23 protein-coding genes are annotated in these 25,319 nt (G+C 64.8%); 8 read left to right on the top strand and 15 right to left on the bottom strand.

Annotation, left to right across the window (positions count from 1 at the left end; genetic code table 11):
• Window positions 1-7: 7 nt before the first annotated feature.
• Both soxY and soxX read right to left on the bottom strand, forming a co-directional pair.
• Entirely contained in the window at window positions 8-499 is a 492-nt protein-coding gene (gene soxY / locus NLM27_RS30920) for a thiosulfate oxidation carrier protein SoxY (protein WP_254146874.1), read from the bottom strand.
• 25 nt (window positions 500-524) lie between these two features.
• Window positions 525-878: a sulfur oxidation c-type cytochrome SoxX gene (gene soxX, locus NLM27_RS30915; protein ID WP_254146873.1), complete on the bottom strand. Its 354-nt coding sequence runs from the start codon at window positions 876-878 to the stop codon at window positions 525-527.
• 260 nt (window positions 879-1,138) lie between these two features.
• Between soxX and NLM27_RS30910 the strand changes: the two genes are divergently transcribed.
• Window positions 1,139-1,810 carry a DUF938 domain-containing protein gene (locus NLM27_RS30910; RefSeq protein WP_254146872.1) on the top strand — a complete coding sequence of 224 codons (672 nt, stop codon included), beginning with the start codon at window positions 1,139-1,141 and terminating at the stop codon, window positions 1,808-1,810.
• A gap of 181 nt (window positions 1,811-1,991) precedes the next feature.
• On the opposite strand, the gene NLM27_RS30905 is transcribed toward NLM27_RS30910, so the two are convergent.
• Window positions 1,992-4,061: a prolyl oligopeptidase family protein gene (locus NLM27_RS30905; RefSeq protein WP_254146871.1), complete on the bottom strand. Its 2,070-nt coding sequence runs from the start codon at window positions 4,059-4,061 to the stop codon at window positions 1,992-1,994.
• Window positions 4,062-4,258: 197 nt separating this feature from the next.
• Here NLM27_RS30905 and NLM27_RS30900 point away from each other — a divergent pair, with 197 nt between their 5' ends.
• The gene (locus NLM27_RS30900) at window positions 4,259-5,506 is read left to right on the top strand and encodes an MFS transporter (protein WP_254146870.1); all 1,248 of its coding nucleotides are present in this window, start codon (window positions 4,259-4,261) and stop codon (window positions 5,504-5,506) included.
• 222 nt (window positions 5,507-5,728) lie between these two features.
• Window positions 5,729-6,967, top strand: coding sequence for an MFS transporter (locus NLM27_RS30895; protein ID WP_254146869.1), 1,239 nt, complete (start codon window positions 5,729-5,731; stop codon window positions 6,965-6,967).
• A gap of 229 nt (window positions 6,968-7,196) precedes the next feature.
• Here NLM27_RS30895 and NLM27_RS30890 read toward each other — a convergent pair whose 3' ends face one another.
• Together NLM27_RS30890 and NLM27_RS30885 are read right to left on the bottom strand one after the other, a co-directional pair.
• Window positions 7,197-7,691 carry a VOC family protein gene (locus NLM27_RS30890; RefSeq protein WP_254146868.1) on the bottom strand — a complete coding sequence of 165 codons (495 nt, stop codon included), beginning with the start codon at window positions 7,689-7,691 and terminating at the stop codon, window positions 7,197-7,199.
• A gap of 89 nt (window positions 7,692-7,780) precedes the next feature.
• Window positions 7,781-8,326, bottom strand: a complete 546-nt coding sequence (locus tag NLM27_RS30885) for a carboxymuconolactone decarboxylase family protein (protein WP_254146867.1) — start codon at window positions 8,324-8,326, stop codon at window positions 7,781-7,783.
• A 136-nt stretch (window positions 8,327-8,462) separates the two neighbouring features.
• On the opposite strand from NLM27_RS30885, the gene NLM27_RS30880 reads away from it, so the two are divergent.
• Entirely contained in the window at window positions 8,463-9,677 is a 1,215-nt protein-coding gene (locus tag NLM27_RS30880) for an acyl-CoA dehydrogenase family protein (protein WP_254146866.1), read from the top strand.
• Window positions 9,678-9,832: 155 nt separating this feature from the next.
• Window positions 9,833-10,972, top strand: a complete 1,140-nt coding sequence (locus tag NLM27_RS30875) for an acyl-CoA dehydrogenase family protein (RefSeq protein ID WP_254146865.1) — start codon at window positions 9,833-9,835, stop codon at window positions 10,970-10,972.
• A 220-nt stretch (window positions 10,973-11,192) separates the two neighbouring features.
• Here NLM27_RS30875 and NLM27_RS30870 read toward each other — a convergent pair whose 3' ends face one another.
• From NLM27_RS30870 to NLM27_RS30845, 6 genes are all read right to left on the bottom strand, one after another.
• On the bottom strand, window positions 11,193-12,230 hold the full coding sequence (locus NLM27_RS30870; RefSeq protein WP_254148973.1) for an amino acid ABC transporter substrate-binding protein: 1,038 nt from the start codon (window positions 12,228-12,230) through the stop codon (window positions 11,193-11,195).
• An 86-nt stretch (window positions 12,231-12,316) separates the two neighbouring features.
• Window positions 12,317-12,910: a L,D-transpeptidase gene (locus tag NLM27_RS30865; RefSeq protein ID WP_254146864.1), complete on the bottom strand. Its 594-nt coding sequence runs from the start codon at window positions 12,908-12,910 to the stop codon at window positions 12,317-12,319.
• Between the two features lie 360 nt (window positions 12,911-13,270).
• Window positions 13,271-14,257, bottom strand: a complete 987-nt coding sequence (locus tag NLM27_RS30860) for a hypothetical protein (RefSeq protein ID WP_254146863.1) — start codon at window positions 14,255-14,257, stop codon at window positions 13,271-13,273.
• Window positions 14,258-14,360: 103 nt separating this feature from the next.
• On the bottom strand, window positions 14,361-14,924 hold the full coding sequence (locus tag NLM27_RS30855) for a thioredoxin family protein (RefSeq protein ID WP_254146862.1): 564 nt from the start codon (window positions 14,922-14,924) through the stop codon (window positions 14,361-14,363).
• A gap of 31 nt (window positions 14,925-14,955) precedes the next feature.
• Window positions 14,956-15,654 (bottom strand): cytochrome c biogenesis CcdA family protein, encoded by a 699-nt coding sequence (locus tag NLM27_RS30850; RefSeq protein ID WP_254146861.1) that lies wholly within the window; start codon window positions 15,652-15,654, stop codon window positions 14,956-14,958.
• A 299-nt stretch (window positions 15,655-15,953) separates the two neighbouring features.
• Entirely contained in the window at window positions 15,954-16,565 is a 612-nt protein-coding gene (locus tag NLM27_RS30845) for a sigma-70 family RNA polymerase sigma factor (protein WP_254146860.1), read from the bottom strand.
• A gap of 57 nt (window positions 16,566-16,622) precedes the next feature.
• Here NLM27_RS30845 and NLM27_RS30840 point away from each other — a divergent pair, with 57 nt between their 5' ends.
• Complete coding sequence (locus NLM27_RS30840) at window positions 16,623-17,027, top strand: hypothetical protein (RefSeq protein WP_254146859.1); 405 nt, start codon at window positions 16,623-16,625, stop codon at window positions 17,025-17,027.
• Here NLM27_RS30840 and NLM27_RS30835 read toward each other — a convergent pair.
• Genes NLM27_RS30835 through NLM27_RS30820 form a run of 4 tightly spaced genes read right to left on the bottom strand, consistent with a single transcriptional unit; the run spans window position 17,004 to window position 22,561 of the window.
• Complete coding sequence (locus NLM27_RS30835) at window positions 17,004-17,741, bottom strand: response regulator (protein WP_254146857.1); 738 nt, start codon at window positions 17,739-17,741, stop codon at window positions 17,004-17,006. The two genes, NLM27_RS30840 and NLM27_RS30835, sit on opposite strands and share 24 nt — an antisense overlap.
• 24 nt (window positions 17,742-17,765) lie before the next feature.
• Complete coding sequence (locus tag NLM27_RS30830; RefSeq protein ID WP_254146856.1) at window positions 17,766-19,514, bottom strand: DUF3369 domain-containing protein; 1,749 nt, start codon at window positions 19,512-19,514, stop codon at window positions 17,766-17,768.
• Window positions 19,484-21,559 (bottom strand): ATP-binding protein, encoded by a 2,076-nt coding sequence (locus NLM27_RS30825; protein ID WP_254146855.1) that lies wholly within the window; start codon window positions 21,557-21,559, stop codon window positions 19,484-19,486. The genes NLM27_RS30830 and NLM27_RS30825 overlap by 31 nt, the downstream gene beginning before the upstream one ends.
• Before the next feature lie 6 nt (window positions 21,560-21,565).
• On the bottom strand, window positions 21,566-22,561 hold the full coding sequence (locus NLM27_RS30820) for a TRAP transporter substrate-binding protein (RefSeq protein ID WP_309144771.1): 996 nt from the start codon (window positions 22,559-22,561) through the stop codon (window positions 21,566-21,568).
• Between the two features lie 203 nt (window positions 22,562-22,764).
• Here NLM27_RS30820 and ugpB point away from each other — a divergent pair, with 203 nt between their 5' ends.
• Both ugpB and NLM27_RS30810 read left to right on the top strand, forming a co-directional pair.
• On the top strand, window positions 22,765-24,087 hold the full coding sequence (gene ugpB / locus NLM27_RS30815) for a sn-glycerol-3-phosphate ABC transporter substrate-binding protein UgpB (protein WP_254146853.1): 1,323 nt from the start codon (window positions 22,765-22,767) through the stop codon (window positions 24,085-24,087).
• Window positions 24,088-24,294: 207 nt separating this feature from the next.
• A complete protein-coding gene (locus NLM27_RS30810) occupies window positions 24,295-25,254 on the top strand; it encodes a phosphotransferase (RefSeq protein WP_254146852.1) in 960 nt (319 codons plus the stop codon).
• Window positions 25,255-25,319: the final 65 nt, after the last annotated feature.

The raw sequence follows: 25,319 nt of genomic DNA, 5'->3' as shown, positions 1-25,319 counted from the left end.
GATCCTCCTAGCCGCCGCAGCCGCCGACGGTGACTTTCACTTCCTTGGTCGCGCTGTAGAGCTTGCCGTCGGCCTCGACGATGGCGACCAATTTGGTGGTCTTGGCCATCTTCAGCCGGTTGGCGACGCCCGGAATCGTGCCCTCGGCGATCTTGTAGGACGCTGCGAGCGCGAACGGGTTCTCGGCCACGAAGAACGAGATCGAGGTCACCTTGTCGAGCGTCGTCGTCACCGAGACCGGCACCACGCCGCCGTTCTCGGCGATCTCCGGCGCATCGAGCTTGACCTTGTCGGAGGGCTCGGCGGTTTTGCCATAGAGCGCCTTGATCGCGTCGACCTCACTCTTCTGCTTGAACGCCTCTTCCGGATATTTGTCGTTCGCCGCCGCGCGCGCCGGGCCGGCCGCGAACGGCAGGTTGCCAAGGCCGATCAGCGCGACGGAGGCCGCGCCCTGAAGGATCAGGCGCCGCGTCGGGTGAGGGCCGGTGGTCGTAGTCATCGGAAATCTCCTGGCGTGCCGGCCGTTACAGCGTTTGCAGGAAATCAACGATCGCGCTGATCTCCTGTTCGGTCAAAATCCGGTTCCGGCCGAACGGCGGCATCATGGTCTGCGGATTGCGCTTGGTCTCGTCGAAGATGATCGCGGCCAGCTCGTTGCGGTCGGGATATCTGGCCTTGATGTCCTTCAGTTCCGGCCCGATCGTTCCCGGCAGGTCGCCGCCCGCAATGACGTGGCAGGTCAGGCAATTGCCCTTGCCGCGGTCGAAAGCGAGCTTCCGGCCGTCGGTCACGGCGGACTGTGCCCGCGCCGGGCTGGCGAGGCCGGCGGCGATGGCCAGCAGGAGGAACAGGACGGGCGTCCGGGACAAGGCGTTCAAGGCGTCATTCCGAGGCGTTATGGCGATGGTCACGATCGCGAAATTGAGGCGTTCCAAAGCATAAAGGGCATCGCCTGACAATCGAGACTATGCACGGGGCAAAATGGAGTTAATATCTTCCGCATTGCAACTCATGAGCTTATTTGTTCGGGTGATTTGGCCCCAAGAAGAAAGGCAATGGGCGCGGGCCGGCTGTTTCCAGGGCGTTTGAGCGCCCATTCTGTTTTCAACGCGTTCTCGTTTTTTCAAGGGGACCTCACTTGGCTGAATATGTCGTCGAATTTGGCAGGGACGGCGGACGGGTCGAGCCCGATGGGCGGCTCGATGCGCCGGCATTCCATCGCAACTACGAGCCGATCTGGGAGGCGCTGGAAAAACATCTTGTTGGCGCGACCGGGGATGTGGTCGAGCTCGGCAGTGGAACCGGGCAGCATGTGGTTCATTTTGCCCGTCACACGCCCGGCCTGATTTGGTGGCCGAGCGACCTCAACCAGCGCCATCTGAGGAGCATCGAGGCCTGGCGCCTCCATGCGGGCTTGCCCAATGTTCGCAGCCCCCTCCGGATCGATCTGACCGATCCCGACTGGTGTCCGGAGATGCGAAGCGGGCAGGGGCCTACGAGCCTCGCCGCCGTGTTCTGTGCCAACGTCATTCACATCGCGCCATGGAACGTGGCCGAAGGCCTGTTCGCAGGCGCCGGCCGCTATTTGCGTGCTGACGGCAAGCTGTTCCTCTACGGCCCGTTCAAGCGCGGCGGCAAGCACACTGCGCTCAGCAACGCCGTGTTCGACACGTCATTGCGCGAAGGCAATCCGGACTGGGGCGTGCGTGACATCGGCGACGTCGAGGCGCTGGCGCAAGGCGCAGACCTTCGGTTGGTCGATATGATCGACATGCCCGCGAACAATCTGACGCTGGTGTTTTCGCGCTAAGCCGCGATGGCGGTGCGCTCCCTCCCCCGCCTGCGGGGGCGGGCTGGGGAGAGGGTGTATCCGCACTCGAGAACCCCCAAGAGGAGAAAGCCCTCACCCGCCGCGCTCTTCGAGCGCGTCGGCCTCTCCCGCAAGCGGGAGAGGCAAGAACCGCTGGTGGCCAGCACCTTGTCAAGACACCTCACGCTTCGCCATCCCTCCACCCGATCCTGTCCTTCAGGAACCGGAAGCCCAGCACCTCGAAGCCGGCGCGCTCCTTGTTGTCCTTGCCGTAGCCGTGGCCGCCAGCCGCCGGCTCGTAGAACCAGGCCTCATAGCCCATCGCCTGGAGCTTTGCGGCCATCTTGCGCGCGTGGCCGGGATGAACGCGGTCGTCGCGCCGCGTGGTGGCGATCAGGATCGGCGGATAGGACTGGCCATCCCTGACATTGTGGTAGGCCGAGTAGGTCTTCAGCCATTCCCATTCCTCGGGCTTGTCGGGGTCGCCATATTCCGCCATCCAGCTCGCGCCCGCGAGCAGTTTTGTGTAGCGGCGCATGTCGATCAGCGGGATGGTGCAGAACAGCGCGCCGAACCGCTCGGGATATCGCACCAGCATATTGGTGATCAGGATGCCGCCGTTCGATCCACCCTGTGCGGCAATGCGTTTTGCGCTCGTCACGCCGCGGCGGACGAGATCGGCCGCGACCGCGGCGAAATCGTCGTGCGACAGCTTCTTGCCGGCGAGCCGGCCGGCATCGTGCCAGCGCGTGCCGAACTCGCCGCCGCCGCGCAAATTGGCCTGCACCGTCGTGCCGCCGCGCTCCAGCCACAGCTTGCCGAGCGAGGAATTGTAATACGGCTTCACCGAATGGGCGAAGCCGCCATAGGCGCTCATGTAGACCGGCGCGTCGCCGGTCTCGCCGGCAGGGCCGGTCTGGACATAGGGAATGCGCTCGCCGTCAACAGAGACCGCCTCATGCTGCGTCACCACGAGGCCGTCAGCGGTGAATGTCTTTGGCGCCTGCTTCAGCACGGTCGGGCTTGCGACGCCTCGTTCGATCAACAGGAGCGACGGCGGTGTGAGCGGATCCTGTACATTGGCAAGCAGATCGCCGTTGCTTCCGGACTCGTGGTGATCGAGGCGCCAGACGTCGACCACGCCGATATCGGGGAGCCCCCGCAACGTCTCGCGCGTCCAGCCGGCCTGCGACGGCGTGCAGATTTCATGGATCGGCCGGAGCTCGTCGAGGATCGGAAGCACCAGCTTGCCAGCCGTCCAGAACAGGCCTTGCAGCGCGCGCCGCGGGCCCGGCTCGAACAACACGGTGAAATCGCGCGCGCCTGCGAGGAACGCCGAGAGCGAGATGCCGAGCACGCTGTCCGCCTCGAAACTTCGTCCCGCAACGGTCCATGGCTGTCTCAGCTTCATCGCGAACCAGTCGCCGTGCGCCTGCATCCAGACGTCGGTCGGCAGATCGAGTTTCGTGAGCGCGCCGGCCGCGTCGCGAAGCCAGATCGCGAAATTGAAGAAGTCGAGCTGATCGACGATCCAGGCGCGCGGTGCCGCGCCGGTGTCATCGACGCCGCAATAGACCCGCATCCGGTCGGGTGTAGTCTCGAAGATCACCTGCGCCTGCTCGACCGGCTCGCCCCGTCGCCACAGGCGGATCGTTCTTGCATAACCGGATGTTGTCGCCATGTCCGCGCCATAGGCGCTGGAGAGCATCAGCGTATCCGCATCCAGCCAGTCGACGCTGCCCTTGGCTTCCGGCAGGACAAAGCCATCTGCGATAAAGCTCTTCGTGCCGATGTCGAACTCGCGCATGGTCGCGGCATCGCTGCCGCCGCGCGACAGACTCAAGATGACGCGCTGATGGGCCGGGCTCGAGCCGATCCAGCTCAGGAGCCAGTCCTCGCCCTCGTCGGCCGCGAGTTGGTCGATGTCGAGTACGGTCTCCCAGGTCGGCGCGGGCTTGCGAAACTCCTCCAGCGTGGTTCGCCGCCACAGTCCGCGCGGATTGTTGGCGTCCTTCCAGAGATTGTAGAGATGCTCGTCGCGCCGGCCGACATAGGGAATGTTGTCGGGACGGTCGTAGATCGCCGCGAGGATGTCGCGGTCGTGCTCGAAGGCTTTCCCGCCGAACGCCGTGAGTGTCAGTTGATTCTGCCGCTCGACGAAATCGAGTGCCTGCGTGCCTTCGATCTCTTCCAGCCAGAGCCAGGGATCGTCGTCGGGAGCGCTGAGCGTAGGCCTGTCGTCGACGGTCATGAGCGAAACTCCGGGAAGATCGCGGCGGATAGGATTTGATCGAGCGCAAGCCGTCAAGCGTGCGGCCCGCTATCATCCGCCCGATTGCGTCAGAGACATGGCCCGCGTCCGTTTGCGCCGGTTGTCCGCCCTCCAGCGCCCCTCCATAGTGCCGGGAATCAACAGAGCTCCTTGAGCCCCCTGGGGCGGAAATATCAATGCTGGACGTGACTTCCACCGCCGAAATCGCCGACGACGCGCGCGTGCGTGCCAATGTGGTGCGCCTTGCCGCCGCGCAGGCGCTGACCGGCGCCAATTCGGCGGTGATCTTCGCCACCGGCTCGATCGTCGGCGCGACGCTCGCACCGGATATGTCGCTCGCAACCGTGCCGCTGTCGATGTATGTGCTGGGGCTCGCCGCCGGCACCTTGCCGACCGGCGCGATCTCGCGCCGCTTCGGTCGCCGTGCCGGCTTCGTCATCGGCACGGGCCTCGGCGCGCTCACCGGTCTGCTGGGCTCGTTCGCGATCCTGCACGCCTCGTTCGCGCTGTTCTGCATCGCGACCTTCCTCGGCGGTCTCTACGGCGCGGTGGCGCAATCCTATCGCTTCGCCGCCGCCGACGGCGCCAGCGCGGCCTACCGGCCCAAGGCGGTGTCCTGGGTGATGGCGGGCGGCGTGTTCGCCGGCGTGCTCGGTCCGCAGCTCGTGCAATGGACCATGGACGTCTGGCAGCCCCATCTGTTCGCCTTCAGCTTCCTGGTGCAGGCTGCCGTGGCGCTGGTCGCGATGGGCATCGTCGCCGGCGTCGACATGCCTAAGCCCGCACCGGCCGATCTGCATGGCGGACGGCCGCTGCTCGACATCGTGACCCAGCCGCGCTTCATCGCGGCCGCCTTGTGCGGCGTCATCTCCTATCCCATGATGAATTTGGTGATGACCTCGGCGCCGCTCGCCATGAAGATGTGCGGGCTCAGTGTGTCCGATTCCAATTTCGGCATTCAATGGCACATCGTCGCCATGTACGGACCGAGCTTCTTCACGGGTGCGCTGATCGCGCGCTTCGGTGCCCCGAAGGTGGTCGCGGCCGGCCTGCTGCTGGAGGCAGGCGCCGCCGGCATCGGTCTTTCCGGGATCACTGCGATGCATTTCTGGGCGACGCTGATCGTGCTCGGTGTCGGGTGGAATTTCTCCTTCATCGGCGCCTCCGCGCTGGTGCTCGAGACGCACCGTCCGCAGGAGCGCAATAAGGTCCAGGCCTTCAACGATTTCCTGGTGTTCGGCATGATGGCGATCGGCTCGTTCTCCTCCGGCCAGCTGCTCGCCAGTTACGGCTGGTCCGCGGTGAACATGGTGGTGTTCCCGCCTGTCGTGCTCGGCCTTGCCGTGCTTTCGCTGGCGTCCTGGGCGCGCCGCCGCAAGGCGCGTCTGGACGCGGTGATGGGCGAGTTCCCGGATGCGATCTGAGTTGGCAGGAGGCTGTCAGCAACGTTGATACTTCGATCCCGGTCGAAGTGATTTTCGGAAGGGCAATTGTTACATGATGCTCGTCATGAATCGGCTCATCAGGCCATCAACGTCCTTCAATTTTTGCCGTCATTCCGGGGCACCCGAAGGGTGAACCCGGAATCTCGAGATTCCGGGTTCGATGCTTCGCATCGCCCCGGAATGACGGTGAGGAGCAAACAAATGCTCGACAATCCCCGGCCTGCTTCTCCAATCGACGAAGCCTCCCTCCGCTACGAAGGCTGGCGCATCGTCGCCGTCTGCTTCCTGCTCGCCACCTTCGGCTGGGGGCTCGGCTTCTACGGCCAGAGCGTCTATGTCGCCGAGCTCCAGCGCGCGCGGGGCTGGCCGGCCTCGCTGATCTCCGCTGGCACCACGTTCTTCTATCTGTTCGGCGCGTTGCTCGTCGTCTTCGTCGGCGAAGCCGTCCGCAAATACGGCCCGCGCATCTGTCTGATAGCCGGCACGCTGGCGATGGCATCCGCCGCAGTCGCGATCGGCGCGGTCCGCGAGCCCTGGCAGCTTTATCTCGCCAATGCCGTGCTCGCCTTCGGCTGGGCCGGCACCAGTCTTGCCATGATCACCAACACGATCAGCCTGTGGTTCGACCACAAGCGCGGCATGGCGATCAGCCTCGCGCTGAATGGCGCCAGTTTCGGCGGCATCGTCGGCGTGCCGCTGCTGGTCATGATGATCAGCCATATCGGCTTCGGAAACGCGATGTTCGCGACATCAGCCGCGATGCTGGTGCTGCTAGTCCCCGTGATCCTGCTCGTCGTCGGCCGGCCGCCCGATCTTCACGGCTGGCACGCGGCAGCGAAGCCGAAGCCGCAATCGTCGACGCAGATCCGCAGCTGGGCGCTGCGCGACGTCGGTTTCCTCACGGTGACCATTGCCTTCGCGCTGGTGCTGTTCGCGCAGGTCGGCTTCATCGTGCACCTGATCTCGTTCCTCGATCCCGTGATCGGCCGCGAGCGCGCGGCCGTGGCGGTTGCGGTGCTGACGGCGATGGCGGTGGTCGGTCGCGTGCTGTTCTCGCTGGTGATCGACCGCCTCAATCAGCGGCTCGCCTCGGCGCTGTCGTTCCTCAGCCAGGCCGCGGCGCTATGCGTCGTCATCAATCTGCACAACGATTACGTGCTGATCGCGGCCTGTGCAGTGTTCGGCTTCTCGGTCGGTAACCTCATCACGCTGCCGTCGCTGATCGTGCAGCAGGAATTCGATTCCGCCTTGTTCGGCGTGCTGATCAGCCTCAACACCGCGATCAACCAGGTGACCTATGCGTTCGGCCCCGGCGTCGTCGGTTTCCTGCGCGATTGGTCCGGCGGGTACGCGCTGCCGTTTTATCTCTGCATTGCGTTGGAGGTGATGGCGGCCGCGCTGATCATGGTGCGCGGCGCGCCAAAAACGAAGCTCCCGTAGGGTGGGCAAAGGCGCAAAGCGCCGTGCCCACCATCTATCGACACCTCTCGCAAGAATTGGTGGGCACGCTTCGCTTTGCCCACCCTACGGCACTTGCGCAAGGGGGCGACATCGCCTCGACACACTCCGTCATTGCGAGGAGCTCTTGCGACGAAGCAATCCAGGCTGTCTCTGCGGAACGATTCTGGATTGCTTCGCTGCGCTCGCAATGACGCGGCGAGAGCGGCGCCTACGCCTCCCGCTGCTTCAACAACGCCTCAACATCCAGCCGCCTGGTGAACATCGCCAGCTTCCCGTCCGGCCCGAACGGCCATTGCTCCCGCGGCTTGTCCCAATACAGCTCCACGCCGTTCTCATCCGGGTCGCGCAAATACAGGGCTTCGCTGACGCCGTGATCGCTGGCGCCATCAAGCGCAATGCCGGCCGTGAGCACGCGATGCAGCGCATCCGCCAGCGCCGGCCGCGTCGGATAGAGGATCGCGGTGTGAAAGAGGCCCGTGGTGCCCGGCGGCGGCGGTGAGCCGCCCTTGCTTTCCCAGGTGTTGAGCCCGATGTGATGATGATAGCCGCCGGCCGAGATGAAGGCCGCGCCAGAGCCCATCCGCTGCATCAGCTCGAAGCCGAGCACGCCGCAATAGAAGCCGAGAGCCTGATCGAGATCGGCGACCTTGAGGTGGACGTGGCCGATCCGGGTGCCGGCGGCGACGGCTGGGCTTTGCGACATGTGGCTGCTCCGTTGGTCAACTCCACATAAGGCCGGTCTCGGGACAGTGCTATTGCCGATCCCGAAACCCATCGTTTCCGGATCGGAAACTAGGCGAGCTCCCGCACCTCGCCCTCGGGCAGCTCGAACTCGAACGTGTTCAGCGTCATCGATACCATCGTGTAGTACCCGCACAGCCCGATCACTTCGACGACGCCGCGCTCGCCGAGCAGCTTGACCGCCTCGTCATAGAGCCCCTTCTCGACGCCCTGGCCTTCGTGCAGCGATTTCGCTACGTCGTAGATCATCTTTCCCCTGGGGTCGTCGAACTCGGGCGTACGGCGGTCGCGGATCGCGTCGATGATGTCAGGCTTCATGCCGCCGGCAAGCGCGAGGCGCTTATGCGCATACCATTCGTAATGCGCGGTCCAGTGCCGCGCCGTCACCAGGATCGCGATCTCAGAAAGCTTGGCCGGGAAGATCGTGTCGTAACGCAGCACTTCACCGAGCCGCGTGGCGTGACGGGCCATGTCGGGGCTGTTGAGCCAGGCCATCATCGGCGCCGGCGGCTTGCCGCGCTTGCCGGCAATCGACTCGTCATAGGTCTGCCGTTGGCTCTCGTTCATTTCGCCAGGCGAAAGAAGTTTCAGGCGCATTGTCGTTTCCTCTTTGTTTTCAAGCACCGCCGTGCCGGCGACTATAGCCGATGCGCGACATGGAAGTGGTTGAATTCCACGATGCGATGGCCCAGAGTCGCGCCCAACAAGTCGATTTTGATTGATGGAAACGACCATGAGCGACTCCAAGTCCACAGATTCTGAAACCGCCGATCTCGACACATTCCGTGGCGAGACGCGCGCCTGGCTGGAGGCCAATTGCCCGCCGGAAATGCGCAAGCCCGCGACGTCCGATGCCGACGTGTTCTGGGGCGGACGTAATACAAAGCTCTCGTCCGAGCCGCAGCGCATCTGGTTCGAGCGCATGCGCGACAAGGGATGGACCGTGCCGGACTGGCCAAAGGAGTATGGCGGCGGCGGCTTGAGCGCGGCCGAGCACAAGGTGCTGCGCGCCGAAATGGCAAAAATGGGCGCGCGCCCGCCGCTGTCGAGTTTTGGCATCTGGATGCTCGGGCCGGCGCTGCTGAAATACGGCAACGAGGCCCAGAAGAAGGAGCACCTGCCGAAGATCGCCGCGGGCCTGATCCGCTGGTGCCAGGGTTACTCCGAGCCGAACGCCGGCTCCGATCTTGCCTCACTCCAGACTCGGGCCGAGGGCGATGGCGATGATTTCATCATCACGGGATCGAAGATCTGGACGTCCTACGCCAACTACGCCGACTGGATCTTTTGCCTCGTGCGCACCGATCCGGCTGCGAAGAAGCATGACGGCATCAGCTTCATCCTGTTCGACATGGCTTCCAAGGGCGTCTCGACCAAGCCGATCCTGCTGATCTCCGGCTATTCGCCGTTCTGCGAGACCTTCTTCGACGGCGTCCGCGTGCCGAAGTCGCATGTGGTCGGCACCGTCAATCGCGGCTGGGACGTCGCGAAATACCTGCTCCAGCATGAGCGCGCGATGATATCAGGCATGGGAGAGCGCGGCGTCGGCCGTCCGCTCGGCCAGATCGCCGCCGATTCCGTCGGCACCGATGCGCAGGGGCGGCTCGATGATTCCATGCTGCGTGCCGAGATCGCCGGCTTCGACGTCGACGAAGCCGCGCTCGCGGCCTGCGCCGAGCGTGCGGTCGATCTCGCCAAGGCAGGGCAGGCGCACCCGGCGTTCTCGTCGGCGATGAAATATTACGGCACCGAGCTCAACAAGCGCCGCTACGAGATCCTGATGTCGGCCGGCGGTATCGATGCACTGGAATGGGAGAGCGAGCGCTCCAAGCAAGGCGCCCGCCCGCGCGCCTGGCTGCGCACAAAGGCGAACTCGATCGAGGGCGGCACGTCCGAGGTCATGCTCGGCATCGTCGCCAAGCGCATCCTGGATCTGCCGGGGGCGTGAGCACGCTCTCACCACACGTCATTCCGGGGCGCGCAACGCGCGAACCCGGAATCCATTCAGCCACCAACTCTGCGGCCTGATGGATTCCGGGCCTGGCCCTTCGGGCCATCCCGGAATGACGGACCAAAAATAGATTTCGAACCGGAAGCATGCACATGGCTCTCGTCCTCACCGAAGAACAATCGATGCTCCGCGATAGCGCGCGCGGGCTGATCAGCGACAAGGCGCCGGTGTCGCACCTGCGCCACTTGCGCGATAGCAAGGATCCCGCCGGCTTCTCCAAGGAACTGTGGCACGCCTTCGCCGAGATGGGCTTTGCCGGTCTCCTCGTGCCGGAGGAGTTCGGCGGCAGCGGTCTGGGCTTCATGGAGGCCGGCGTCGTCATGGAGGAGATCGGCCGCACCCTGATGCCCTCGCCCTTCCTCGCCACCAGCGTGGTCGCGGCCTCGGCGCTGAACCGCGGCGGCAATGCCGCGCAGAAATCGGATTATCTGCCGAAGATTTCCAACGGCTCGTTGCTCGCGACGCTCGCGGTCGACGAGGGCGCAAAGCATCGGCCGCTCCAGACCAGCCTGCGGGCCGTGCGCGCCGGCAACGGCTTCAAGCTCTCCGGCGCCAAGGCGCTGGTGGTCGACGGGCACGTCGCCGACCTCCTGATCGTCGCCGCGCGGACCGCGGGTTCGGCCGGCGAGCGCGAGGGCTTGACGCTGTTCCTGGTGAACCCGGCGGCGAAGGGCGTCGCGGTCGAGCGCACCATCATGGTCGATGCGCACAACGCGGCGCGGATCGAATTTGCCAATGTCGAGGTCAATGCCGACAGCGTGCTCGGCGAGGTCGATCAGGGCGCCACGCTGCTCGACGGCGTGCTCGATATCGGCCGCGGCGCGGTCGCCGCCGAAATGGTGGGCCTGAGCGACGAAGTGTTCAACCGCACCGTCGAGTACCTGAAGAGCCGCAAGCAGTTCGGCAAGCTGATCGGCGAATTCCAGGCGCTGCAGCACCGCGCCGCCGAGCTCTATGTCGACATCGAGATCACCCGCGCCGCCACGATGAAGGCACTCCAGGCGCTGGGCGCCGACGTCGCCAAGGCCGCATCAGCCGTCGCAGTCGCAAAAGCCCGCGCCTGCACCACCGCCACGCGCGCGGTGCAGGAGGGCGTGCAGATGCACGGCGGCATGGGCATGACCGACCAGTTCGACATCGGCTTCTTCATGAAGCGCGCAAGGGTGTGCGAGGAGCTGTTCGGCGATGCGAACTACCACACCGAGCAGCTGGCGCGGGCGCGGGGGTATTGAGGCCAACGGCGAGAGAGGGCGCGTAGCCCGGATGAGCGAAGCGACATCCGGGAATGCCACAAGCAGTGGCCCCGCATGTCACTTCGCTCATGCGGGCTACGATGTCGAGTGCGTCGTGAGCACCTGCTCTCGCCCCGTCATTGCGAGCGCAGCGAAGCAATCCAGACTGTCACCGCGGAGGGATTCTGGATTGCTTCGCTACGCTCGCAATGACCAAGACTTACCGCATCGGCGGTGCGTACTGCACGCCGCCGGCATTCCACAGCTGGTTCATGCCGCGCGGGATCTTCAGCTTGGACTTCTCGCCGATGTTGCGGTCGTACATCTCGCCGTAATTGCCGACGTGGCGGATGATGCGCGCGGCCCAGTCCTTGGTGAGGCCGAGCTGCTCGCCGTAATTGCCCTCGGTGCCGACGAGGCGCATCACTTCCGGCTTCTTCGATTTCAGCGCCTCGTCGATGTTCTCCGAAGTGACGCCGAGCTCTTCCGCGTTGATCATGGCGTAGAGCGTCCACTTCACGATCATCATCCAGTCGTCGTCGCGCTGGCGCACGACGGGCGCGAGCGGCTCCTTGGAGATCATGTCCGGAAGGATCATCTGGTCGCCGGGCTTCGACAGGTTCAGCCTGAGCGCGTAGAGCTGGGAGACGTCGGCAGAGAGGGTGTCGCACTTGCCGGTGTCGTAGGCCTTCACCACGTCGTCCAGCTTGTCGAACTTCACCTCTTCATACTTCATATTGTTGGCACGGAAATAGTCGGCGACGTTCAGCGCCGTCGTGGTGCCAGCCTGCACGCAGACCTTGCTGCCGGTCAGGTCGAGCGATGTCTCCTTGTTGCGCGAGCGCGGCAGCATGAAGCCTGCGCCGTCGTAATAGGCGACCGCCGGGAAATAGAGGTCGTAGTCGAGCTCGCGCGCCATGCTCCAGGTCGAGTTGCGCGAGAGGATGTCCACTTTCCGGCTCTGTAACTCCTTGAAGCGCTCGCCCGCATCGAGCGGAACGAACTTCGCCTTGCCCGGGTCGTTGAAGATCGCCGACGCCACCGCGCGGCAGAAATCGACGTCGAAGCCGGTCCAGTTGCCCTTGTCGTCGGGGATCGAGAAGCCCGGCAGGCCTCTGTTGACGCCGCACAGCACCTCGCCGCGGCGAACCGTGCGCTTCAGGGTGCGGGTGTCATAGAATTCATAGATGATGGCCAGAACAGCGACCAGCACGGCGACCGCGAGCCCGATCAGCAGGCCGCCTCGGAAAGTGCGCATCATGTTGCTCTCTCGAAAATCGGGAAAAGGAATCTGGGGGAGGGCGCAGAGCATGATCCGGAGGATCATGCTCAAAAGCGATAGCGTTAGAGTTCGGGTTTCTGGCGGATGACCACCTTGGTGCCAACAGGGACGCGATCGTAGAGATCGGCGACGTCATTGTTGACGAGACGGAAGCAACCCGAGGACACTTTGGTGCCGATCGTGTCGGGGCGGTTGGTGCCGTGGATGCGGTAGACGGTGGTGCCGAGATACATGGCGCGGGCGCCGAGCGGATTGCCGGGGCCGCCGGCCATGAAGCGCGGCAGATAGGGCTGGCGCTGGATCATCTCCGCCGGCGGCGTCCAGTCCGGCCATTCCTTCTTGTTGGTGATGGTCACCAGCCCCTGCCACTGGAAACCGTCGCGGCCGACGCCGATGCCGTAGCGGATCGCGCGCCCGCCAGGCTGCACCAGATAGAGGTGCCGTTCGGCGGTCGACACGATGATCGTGCCCGGCGGTTCAGTGGTGCGGAAGTAGACCACTTGCTTCTGCCATTCCGGATCGAGCTGGTAGCCGTCATCGGCGATCAGGCCCGGCTCGTCGCCGCGGTCAGGCTGCTGGGCGAAGGCTTGCGGCGTGGACAGGATCAGGCCAATCGCAGCCACGAACGTCCCGGTCAGGCGACGAAAATCCGTCATGTAAAGCTCTCCCCGCTGCCACAGCGCAAATCATTCAGAAGCATCAAACCTGAGGGGCAAGTTCATGGCAAGTTAATGGCGCGCCACCCTGGTATGTCACGAGAATGCTTTGGTTTTTTGACGGGGCGCCGCATGCCACAAACGGCGGATGGCGCGAAAAGCACAGCGGCTGCCGCATGGTCGGTGCGCTCCCTCCCCCGCCTGCGGGGGAGGGTCGGGGAGAGGGCTGTCTCGATGGGCGAGGACTCCCAAGAGGAGAAAACCCTCACCCGGCGCTCCGCGCCGACCTCTCCCGCAAGCGGGAGAGGCACAGACCGAACCCGCGGAAACATCGACTGCGACGATCGGCACCGGATGCAGCTAGACCTTATTGCTCTCCGGCTTGCTCTCCGGCGCGATCCCCAGCCGCCGCACGATCTCGGTCGCGACGGCGCGGGCCTCGAGCCGCGACCCGATGCGGGGGCTGCGAAACCGCCGCCGGGAGTGCAACCGGATCACGACGATGCAGTGCTCGTCCTCGGACCGGCCGCGGCGCTCGACCGTGATCGTCTTGACGTCGCGTCCTTCGATATGGTCGGCGCGCGGCGTGCCGTCGCCCCACAGGCGTTCGACGCGAATATCGCCCTGCCGGATGATCCAGAAGGCGCCGGTGACGAGATTGGCGTATCGGTGCACGGCGAACGCGGCGATCGCACCAACCGGCAGTAGCGCGATGTCGACCGGCCCGGGCGTCAGGCCGCGCCAGAGCTTGTAGGCGTAGGGAACGGCGCAGATTGCGACTGCGATCAGCGCAACGATGCGGATGTCGCGCGTGGGAAACGGTTCGAGGGGCTCGCCGAGACGCATCTCGGGATTGCTGGCATCGACCGGATTGGAGGGGGCCTCGACATTGGGAACGCCGAATTGCGTGGCGATCCGGGCCACGGTGTCGCGCACATGCGTGACGTCGGAGATCGGCGGGGAGGTCAGGCGTTCCCCGGAGGCCAGCGTGAACGCCAGCTGGAAACGGGCTTTCACCCTCTTGCTGCCGGGAACCTGCAATCCGCTGATGTCCTCCTTGGGGACGACCCGCGTGCGCAGCTTTCCGAATGGGCTTTGCTTTCCGATCAGGATCTCATTCGGTGTGATGATCCACACCACCGCCGGCGCCAGCATGATGCCGACGACGAACCCCGCCCCCACGAGGAGCGCCGCCACCGAGATGATGATTTCCAATGTATCGCGCGTGAACAGGCCCGGCGTGAAGCACAGCGCAACCGCGGCCGCACAGCCGGCCATGATCAGCCGCTGCGCGATCGAGGAGCCTTCACGAAGGCGGATGTCGGTGCTGCTGGTCGTGTCGTCCATTGCGGGCGGCTGATTCCGTCGCTGGCGAAACTCCACGGACGGGTCCGTGGAGTCAAGCAACAAGGACGACAGATGAGGCCGGCCGCGTGATGTTGGCGCGGCGTCAGCTGTTCATGTTGAGGAGCCGCGCCACCGTGCGGTCGATCTGGTCGTAGCTGCCTTCGCCTTCGTGCTGGAACACGATCTTGCCGGTCTGGTCGATGATGTATTGCGCCGGCCAATATCGGTTGCGGTAGGCGTTCCAGGTCTTGGAATCATTGTCCTGCGCCACCGGATAGGTGATGCCGTGGCGTTTCAGCGCGGCCTGCACGTTGGATGCGGAACGCTCGAACGGGAATTCCGGCGTGTGCACGCCGACCACGACGAGACCCCGGTCCTTGTACTTGGCATAGAGGTCGGTGACGTGCGGCAGCGTGTTGACGCAGTTGACGCAGCCATAGGTCCAGAAATCGACCAGCACGACCTTGCCGCGGAGGTCGGCCATGCTCAGCGGCTTCGAGTTGAACCAGGTGTTGATGCCGGTGAAATCGGGCGCGGTCTCCTGGCTCGCGGCAGCAACGCGGACCGGTGCCGCGCGAGACACCTCGTCGCAGATTCCGGGGATGACGGCGCCGGTGACGGTGAAGCCGATCAGTGCGGCGGCCACGGTGAGCAGTTTGAAAGTCATGGAAGCGTCCTCCGGTGAGATGAAGCGATGATTACAGGCCGATCTGGCCGGTGGGATAGAATCCGGTGAGCCACGCCACGATCAGCGTGTCGTATTGGAAGTAGGCGGCGACCGCGAAGGCGATCACGACGACACCAAAACCCTGCTGCAGCCGCGGCGAGATCCGCGCGAGGCTGCGCACGTGCGTGGTCGCGGCCTGTCCGCCATAGGCGATCGCCAGCATCGGGATCGCCGCGCCGATCGCATAGGCGATCAGCAGCGTGCCGGCCCAGGCCAGGTTGTTCGAGGTAGCAACCAGAGTCAGGATCGAGCCGAGCACCGGGCCGGCGCAGGGTGTCCAGACCAGGCCCAGCGTGGTGCCGAGGATGAGCCCGCCGAGCGGGCCCTCGCGCTGCGTGGCGCTGGAATTGCCGAGATCGAGCCAACCATTGAGCCGGATTGACAGCCATTCGAACGGCGTTGGCCACAACATCAACAGGCCGAAGCCGAGCAGCAGGATCGAGGCGGCCTCGCGCAGCACGTTCGGATCGAAATCGAACAGCCGCGTGATCGCACTCAGCAGCAGCGCGGTCGCCGAGAACGAGACGATGAAGCCGAGCGCGATCATCGCGGGCCGCAAGTGCCCCGCGCGCCCGATCGAGGCGCCAAGCAGGATCGGCAACATCGGCAGCGTGCATGGCGCGGCGATGGTGAGGATGCCGGCAAGGACGGCGAAGAAGAGTTCGAGCATTTGCGCACTCGTGGATGGGATCACGAGGGCTGTTCGCGGTGAGCCTGCGGGTCGTTACGCGGCGTCACGCGTTCGTGACGGGAGGGCCGCCCAAATACAAAACGGCCCGGCGGGGGGGCATCCCGTCCGGGTCGTTGGAGGTCCTTGGGAGGTTTAAGCAAAACCGTATGCGAGCTTTATAGGAGGGAAGTTTTTCCGCCTGATGTTGTGCTTTGTTTCAATTGTTTCGTCGGCGGTAACGCTTCCGTGTCCGAGGATAGGGCCCGGGCCGTGGTCCTATCCCATTGAATTCATTGAATTTAGGCGGCGAAACGATCGACGCCGGCGCCCTTAAGCAAATCGGCCAGTTGCTTGCGGGCGTAGAACATCCGCGTCTTCACCGTGCTCTGGGGGATGCCGATGATCTGCCCGACCTCCTCCACCGATTTCTCGTGATAGTAGACCAGGTTGATGATCTCGCGATGGGCCGGCGACAGCTTCTGCACGCAGGCGCGCAGGATGGCGCTGGTGTCGTTGCGATCGAGCGAGGTCTCCGGCGTGTCGCAATCATCGGGGATCTGGCGAACGTCTTCCTGGTCGATGTCTTCGAAGCGCCGCTGGCGCATCGCGGTCAGGGCCTTGAAGCGGGCGATCGAGAGCAGCCAGGTCGAGACCTGCGAGCGGCCCTGGAACTGGCCGGCGGTCCGCCACACGTCCAGGAACACCTGGCTGACGAGATCTTCCGCCGTGGTGGCGTCGCGCACGATGCGCAGGATGAAACGATAAACCCGCACATTGTGCCGGCAGTAGAGGATGTGCATGGCCGTCCGATTGCCGTCGGCGATGCTTTCGAGGAGCATGTCGTCCGAAGTCGCCTGAGCGGCAATGATGCTCTGGCTGGCCTGGGCGTTGATGGCGATGACGTTCGGCATGGACTTAGCTCCCCGTAGCGCCGCAACCGAGCGGCGTTTCCTTGGATCAAAGTGTTAATGAGCGAACGTTTCGGGACGTCTGCACGAAAAGCGGAAAATGGTTTCGTGCGCCGCCAAATTGTTTCGTCGAAACGGCCACGACGAAACATTCGGGGAGAAAAGGCGTGGAATTTCAATGTACGGAAAATACGGGAGGAGGGATTTGACCGCACGCCGAGCAGCCGGGAACGTTTTTCGGAGTTTGGCGTTCGCGGCCGCCAAAACGCTCTCCTGTCGTCCCGGGGCGAAGCACCGATTCAGACGTTGCTGGCGGATGACGTCGACGCAGCTTGCTCCGTCATTGCGAGCGAAGCGAAGCAATCCAGAGTTTTGCCCCGGAGGGATTCTGGATTGCTTCGCTTCGCTCGCAATGACGATGTGGAGGCGGCGGTGCCGCCCTTACGCCTTCTCGCCCGCGGGTGAGAACAGGTAGCCGCCGCCGCGGATGGTGCGGATTACGGCGGGCTTGGCCGGATCGGGCTCGATCTTGCGGCGGATGCGCATGATGCGCAGGTCCACCGCGCGGTCGAAGGCTTCGGCGTCACGCGCATTGGCGAGCTCCAGCAGGCGCTCGCGCGATAGCACGCGCTTCGGATTGGCCGCGAACACTTTTAGCAGCCCGAACTCCGATGCGGTCAGCGGATGCTCGTTGCCCTCGTCGTCGCGCAAGGCCTGCGCTTCGAGATCGAGCCATTTGGTGCCGAAGCGCACCAATTGGTCCTTTTCGGATTTCGCAGCAGCAGCGTCCGGTGCGGCAGCCTTGGCCGGCACGCTCCGCCGCAGCACCGAACGGATGCGCGCCATCAATTCGCGCAGCTCGCACGGCTTTGCCACGTAATCGTCGGCACCGAGCTCGAGCCCGACGACGCGGTCGATCGGGCTCGCGGTCGCCGTCAGCATGATTACGGGCACGTTGATGCGGCTCTTGAGGTCGCGGATGATCGAGAGGCCGTCTTCCTCGGGCATGTTGAGATCGAGCACGACGAGGTCGGGCATGCCGCCGTCGATCGCGGCGCGTAAGGACTTGCCGCCGTCGCACAGCGTCACGGTGAAGCCGTGCATCTTGAGGTAATCCCCGACCATCTCCCGGGCCGGGGCCTCGTCGTCGACGATCATGATGTGCTGGCTTTGGGTCATGTCACTCAGATCTCGGTACTGAAATCACGGCACTTCGGTCGCGGGCAGGGTGATGGTGAAGGTCGAGCCCTTGCCGGGGCCGTCGCTGTCGGCAGTCACCTCGCCGCCATGCATGTCGATGATACGCTTGACGATGGACAACCCAAGCCCCGTCGAGCTCTCGCCTGCAGTCGGCTTTGCGGAGAGCCGCTGGAACCGGCCGAACAGGCGGCCGAGATCCTCCGGCGACAGGCCGGCGCCCTCGTCGCTGACGCGGACGACGGTGTCGCGGCCCTCATGGGTCACGGCGACGCCGATCTTGCCGCCGATCGGCGAGTACTTGATCGCGTTGCTGATGAGGTTGTCGATCGCCTCGCGGATGCGGTCGGTGTCGCACATGGTGACGATGTTCGGCGGCGCGGTGACGCTGATCGTCTGCTGCTTGTTGACGGCGAGCGGCTGATTGGCGTCGGCGACCTCCTTGGCCAGGACGGCGACGTCGACCGGCTCGCGACGGATGGTGATGTCGAAGGCATCGGCCATCGCGTCCGAGATCAGATGATCGACCATCGTGGTCAGCCGCTTGGTGGCGTCGCGGATGTGGTCGACCTGGGCGACGACGCCGTTTTCCGAGGCACCGGTCGAGATCAGCTCTTTCAGCATCTCGGTACGGCCGAGGATGACGCCGAGCGGGTTCTTCAGGTCGTGCGCGACGGTGCCGAGAATCTCGTTCTTGAAGCCGTTGGCGCGCTGCAGCCGCAGCCATTGCGCCGACAGGCGGCGATTGGCCTGCATCAGCGCGCGGGTGCGCTGGGCGACGCGGTCTTCCAGCTGCGTGTTGGCATCCTGGAGCTGCTGATAGAGGATGACGTTGTCGAAGGCGATCGAGAGCCGGCTGGAGAAGATCTCGACCAGCGAGCGGTCGGTCTCGGACAGCTCGCGCTCGGCCTGGAGCAGCACCACCACCTCGCGGCCGCTTCCGGTGCGCAAATAAATCACGCTGCGGTGGTCGGCGAATTCGTTCTTGCGGCGCTGGAAGGCGGCTTCCACCATCTCGCGCAGATCGGGGTCGAGCGCTTTCGACGTGGTGGTGCCGATGAAGCGGCTGTAGCAGCCGCTGCCGGCGAGCACCGAAAGCTCGGGGTCGATGCCGCCGCCATTGTCGCGCAAGACCAGGATACCGGCGCAATCGACGTTGAGCAGCGAGGCGAGCTGGGTCAGCACGCCCTCGGCGAGCCGCTGCATCGACTTGAAGTCGTACAGCGTCGAGGCCGCGTCGATGATGATCTCCAGGCCGCGCCGCGTCTGCACCATGCGCTCGAGCTGCTGATAGGAGCGCAGCGCCGCGGTCAACGAGGTGAACAGCTTGTCGGCGGTGAGCTCGGTCTTGGCCTTGTAGTCGTTGATGTCGTACTGCACGATCACGCGCCGCTCGGGCGCCTGGCCGGGCTGGCCGGTGCGCAGGATGATACGCACGGTCTCGTTCTTGATCTCGTTTCGGATGAACTCGACGAGCTCGAGGCCGGCGACGTCGGTCTCCATGATGACGTCGAGCAGCACGGCGGCGATGTCGCCGTGCTCGACCATCAGCTTGCGACCTTCCGCCGCGGAATAGGCCGACAGGATCTCCAGGCTCTGGCCGTTCAAGCTGTAATCCGAGAGCGCAAAACGCGTGCCGTCATGCACGGCCGGATCGTCGTCGATGACGGCGATCTTCCATTTCCGGGCGTTGGCGTCCTCCGACGCGGCACCGGTGTCGTCGATCAGGTGGAGGACATCGTCCTGTTCGGCCATTGAGAAGTCCCGTCACTTTCTGTGCTTTGTGCGCCCTTGGCGATGCGGGGCATGATAATGCGAAAAGTCGTGCCTTGTCCCAGCTTGGATTCCAGCATCATGCGGCCGCCGAGCTGCTGGGTCACGAGGTTATAGACGATATGCAGGCCAAGTCCCGTGCCGCCTTCATTGCGCCGGGTGGTAAAGAAAGGGTCAAAGGCCTGGCGCTGCACGTCGGGGGTCATGCCGGCCCCGTCATCGGCGAAGCTGATCTCGATGTCGTCGGCCCCGCGCGGCCGTGCCGAGATCGCGATCGTGCCGGCGCGGCCGTCGGCGAAGGCGTGGTTGGCGGCGTTCAGGAACAGGTTGGTCAGGATCTGGCCGTAGGAGCCGGGATAGCCGTCGAGCAGGAGCCCCTCGGGTACGTCGACCTGAAGCGTGATCGGCGAGCGCTTCAGCACCGGGCGCAGGCTGGCGATGATCTGGTCGGTGGCTTCGCTGAGCGAGAACTGCCGCCGCTCGGCATGGGAGCGGTCGACCGCGACCTGCTTGAACGACTGGATCAGCTCGCCGGCGCGCTGGAGGTTGGCGACGAGCTGCTGCGAGGCGTCGCGCGAGGCCTGCACGAATTCCTCCAGCTGCGAGCGGCGTAAGGCCCCATCGCCCTTGAGCTGGGCCTCGAAGATCTCGCTGCGCCGGGCAAAGCTCGAGGCGACGGTCAGGCTGATACCGATCGGGTTGTTGACCTCGTGCGCAACGCCGGCAACCAGGCCGCCAAGTGCGGCAAGCCGTTCGGCGTCGATCAGATTCTGCTGTGCGGTGTTGAGCTCGAGCAGCGCGCTCTCGGCTTTTTCCTTGGAGGCGCGCAGCTCGTCCTCGGTCTCGCGCTTGGCGATCGCGTTCTCGCGGAATACCTCGACCGCGCGTGCCATCGCCCCGACCTCGTCGCGTGCCTTGGTGCCCTGCACCTCGCGGTCGAGATCACCGAGCGTGATCGCGCGCATCGCCGTCATGATCTGCTGCAGCGGCAGGCGGATCGACAGCGCGATCAGCACGCCGGCGCTGAGGATGATGCCGAGGAAGATCACCGCAATGGAGAGGACACGGCGGGATATGTCGGCCAGCGTGCGGTCGAAGGTTTCCTGCGCTTTCTGCTCGCGCTTTCGCATCTTGGTCGAGAGATCGTCGATGGCGCCGATCGCCTCGGCCTGGCTGGCGTCGATGGTGTTGCGCAACAGCTCGGTGCGGCTCATCAGCTGCTCGGAGAGCTTTGCAAAGCCCTCGCGCAGCGCGGTGGTGCGGGCCCCGAGCCGCTGCAGCGCCATGCGCTGGAGGTCGTTGTCGGCGAGATCGATCATCACGGGAATGGTCTTCTCGATCGTCTCGGTGTTGCGGCGCGCGTCGTCGGCGGCGCCCGCTGACTGCGACAGATAATAGGAATTGGCCGCGACCAGCATCGCGGTGAAGGCCTCGCGGGATTTTCCCAGCGACGGCCAGATCAGCGCGTCGCGATGGCCGGTGGCGCCTTCGATGATGGAATACAGCCCCGCCATGTCCCTGGCCGGCCCCTGCACCTGCTCCTCATAGGTCTTGGCGATGGTGGCCTGCACGCCGCGCAGCTCGCCAAAGCCGTTGAGGAAGCGGTCGGTTGTGCGTTCGAGCTCCTCGACCGAGCCTGACAGCATCGGATCCTTGGTGGCGCGGTTGGTGAGCGTGCCCAGCACCGCCTCGCGCAGCAGCAGGATCTCGGCGAACAGATCCGGGCTCGGCTGGTTGATGTAGCGGTGGATCAGATTCTGCAGCCGCCCGGTCTCGCTTTCGAGTAGCGCCAGGATCCGGTCGGATTCTCGCACCTGGCGCACGTCGTCCCAGGCCGAGCCCAGGACCTGCGCGCCGTTCCAGATCATCGCCACCAGCACCACCACCACGGCGGAGTTCAGCGCCGCGATCGACAGGATGCGCCAGCGGATCGGCACCGCCCGCAGCACGCCGACGAGTCGCGCGCGCAGTCGCCCAACCGGGCCGGCCGGCCCGTCGGTGTGCTCGCTATGTCCGGGCGCGGGCAAGGGGGCTCACTCCACCTTGCGAATGCGTTCGATCAGCGCGGCGGCGGCCGGATCGCGTGCGGCCTTGGCATAGATCGGAGCCATCGCTTCCTCGAACGACTTGTGGTCGATGTCCTTGACGATGGTGACGCCCGCGTCCTGGGCCTTGCGCTGCGACTGCTCCTCGAGGTCGCGCCATTTCTCGCGCATGAAGCGGCTGGAGCGCTGCGCGGCCTCCCTGAAGATCGTCTGCTCCTCCGCCGAGAGGCTTTTCCAGGCCTTAAGCGAGATCACCAGCACTTCCGGGCTCATCGTGTGCTCGGTGAGCGTGTAATGGCCGGCATGTTTGTAATGGTCTGTCGTCACGAAGGATGGCCAGTTGTTTTCGGCGCCGTCGATCAGATGGTTGGCGAGCCCGGTGAGCACCTGCCCGTAAGGCAGCTCCACCGGTTCGGCGCCGAGCGAACGCATCATCTGGCTCATCAACTCCGACTGCTGCACCCGGATCCGCAATCCCTTGAGATCGGCGACGGTCTTCACGGGACGGACGCCGTTGTAGATCGAGCGCGCGCCGGAATCGTAGAAGGCGAGCCCGACGAAGCCATAGGGCTGGAAACTATTCAGGATCTCGCTGCCGATCGGCCCGTCCAGCACCTTCTGCATGTGCTCGATGGACCGAAACAGGAACGGCATGGCGAGCACGTTCATCGCCGGGACGAAATTGCCGATCAGCGCCACGTTGGTCCGGTTGAGGTCGATGGCGCCGGCCCGGGTCTGCTCGATGGTCTCCTTTTCCTCACCAAGCTGGCGAGAGTGGAAAACCTTTATTTCGTGCCGGCCGCCGGTGCGCTCGGCGATCAGGGCGCCCATGTAGCGCAGCGCCTGGACGGTCGGATAGTCCTCGGTCTGGGTGTCGGCGGCGCGAAATTCGCGTGCGACGGCGCCCGTCGTACAGACGGCAAGCAGAAGCGCGACGAAGATCACCCCGGACCGCGAGAATTCGGCACGGCTCAGCACTGGCACACTCAACCCCTCAGTGGTGGAGTCTATGGCGGAAGGAAAAGGTTCAACGCAATCTAGCAAATGGTTAAGGGAAGGCCACCCCGCGCCGCGCCCGGGGGCCGATTGTGCGGCGCGGCCGGCGCGCATTCCCGGTTGAAACCGCAAATGCCGCGCCTTAAGCAGGGGGACGCCGTTTGGCGCGCCAGGTGGGAAGAGCCATCGTGATGTCAACATTGCGCCTTTTGCCGGTCCTTGCCGCCGTCGCGGCCCTCACCTTCATCTCGAAGGCGCAGGCAGCAACCGAGATCGCCTGGTGGCACGCCATGTCCGGCGAGCTCGGCCGGCAGCTCGACAAGCTCGCCGCCGACTTCAACGCCTCGCAATCCGACTACCGCATCGTGCCTGCTTACAAGGGCAACTACACCGAGACGGTGACGGCGGCGATCTTCGCCTTCCGCTCGCGCAGCCAGCCGGCGATCGTCCAGGTCAACGAGGTCGCCACCGCCACCATGACCGCGGCCAAGGGCGCGATCTATCCGGTGTTCAGCCTGATGCGGGACCAGGGCGAACCATTCTCGCTGGGCGATTACCTTCCCGCCGTGTCCGGCTACTACACCGATGCGGCCGGCAATCTGTTGTCGTTCCCGTTCAACTCCTCGACGCCGATCCTCTATTACAACAAGACCATGTTCCGCGATGCGGGCCTCGATCCGGAGACGCCGCCGAAGACCTGGCCGGAATTGGGCGCCGCCGCAAAGCGCCTGCGCGAGCGTGGCGCCGCCTGCGGCTTCACCACGTCCTGGCCGTCCTGGATCCATGTCGAGAATTTCTCCGCCTTCCACAATCTGCCGCTGGCGACGCGGGCGAACGGCTTTGCCGGGCTGGATGCGGAATTGACCATCAACAACCCGTCTCTCGTGCACCACATCGCAGCGCTCAGGGAGTGGCAGAAGACCAAGCTGTTCGACTATAGCGGCCGCGGGCAGTCGGCCGAACCGCGCTTCCAGAAAGGCGAATGCGGCATCTTCATCGGCTCCTCGGCGACGCGCGCCGACATCAAGGCGAATTCGAAATTCGAGATCGGCTACGGCATCATGCCGTACTGGCCCGACGTGAAGGGCGCGCCGCAGAATTCGATCATCGGCGGAGCCACGCTCTGGGTGCTGCGCGACCGGCCGCGCGAGGAATACAAGGGCGTGGCGCGGTTCTTCGCCTATCTGTCGCAGCCCGGCGTTCAGGCTGCCTGGCATCAGAACACCGGGTACCTGCCGATCACCCGCGCCGCCTTCGAGCTGACGCGCGCGCAGGGATTCTACGAACGCAATCCGGGCTCGGCGATCTCGTTCGAGGAGATCACGCTCAATCCGCCGACTGAGAATTCGAAGGGCATCCGGCTCGGCTCTTTCGTGCTGATCCGCGGTGCGATCGAGGACGAGCTGGAGCAGGCCTTTTCCGGCCAGAAGAGCGCGCAAGACGCGCTCGATTCCGCCGTCGAGCGCGGCAACAAGCTGCTGCGCCAGTTCGAGCGCGCCAGCCCGGACCGGTAGTATGCCGCGATCGGATATCACTGCAGCCGCAACCGCGGTGCGCTCCCTCCCCCGCTTGCGGGGGAGGGTTGGGGAGAGGGTGTCTCCGCAACGGGACAATCCCCTAGAGGAGAGAACCCTCACCCGCGCCTTCGGCGCGACCTCTCCCGCAAGCGGGAGAGGTGCACCGTCTTCTTGACGCGGACCGGAACAATCAAAAGCACGCGAATGACCATCGCTCCATCGCAAACATTGCCGGCTTGCGCTGACGCGGCAAGCTTTCGCGCCTTTCGTTCCGCTTCCCCGCAATGGCTTCCTATCGCACTCGACATCGCGCGCAGCCATGGTCTCGATATCAGCTCGCCGCAGGTGTTTTCGACCGGCACCAATCTCGTCGTCGGCCTCGGTGAAAAGCTGATCCTGAAGATCTTCCCGCCGCTGCTGCGCGCGCAATTCATCTCCGAGCGCGGGTCGCTGACGCAGCTTGCCGGCCGGCTTCATCTGCCGATCCCCGAGATCGTCGCAGAAGGGACGCGCGACGGCTGGCCCTATCTCGTCATGACACGCCTTGCCGGCACGCTCGGCTCGGAAGTCTGGCCGCAATTGGCGGAAGCGCAGAAGGAGCGCGTCCTGCGCCAGATTGGCGAGACCATCGCCGCCGTGCAGCGCGCGCCACTCGGAGCGCTCGCGCAGATCGAGCCGCGCTGGGACGACTTCATGCGTCAGCAGATGCTGGGTTGCCGGGCCAGGCACACGCGTCTTGGCCTTGCGCCAAAATTCCTCGCCGGCCTCGACGACCTCCTGCGCGACGCCGCAAAGCTCATTCCGATGGATGCGCCGCCGGTGATCCTGATCGGCGAATACATTCCGGAGAACTTTCTGCTCGCCTGCGATGACGGCCAATGGTCGCTCGCCGGCCTGTTCGACTTCGGCGACGTCCTGGCGGGATGGCGCGATTACGACCTGCTCGGCCCCAGCGCCTTCATGGCGGCGGGCCGGCCGGGCAGGGTGCGCAGCCTGCTCGCGGGCTTTGGTTATGCAAAGCTCGATTTCGCGCTCAAGCGCCGCCTGATGGCCCTGATGCTGCTGCACCGCGCCAGCGACCTCAACAGCCACATCTGGATCGAGGGCTGGCAGGAGAAGGCGGCGGATCTGGTCGCGCTGCAGGAGCTGATCTGGCCGGGGTGAGCGCTCCATCGAACCCGTCATTGCGAGCGCAGCGAAGCTATCCGGACTGTCTCCGCGGAGAGATG

The organism is Bradyrhizobium sp. CCGB12 (genome assembly GCF_024199845.1).
Lineage (GTDB): Bacteria > Pseudomonadota > Alphaproteobacteria > Rhizobiales > Xanthobacteraceae > Bradyrhizobium.
This window is presented reverse-complemented; position numbering and strand designations above follow the sequence as displayed.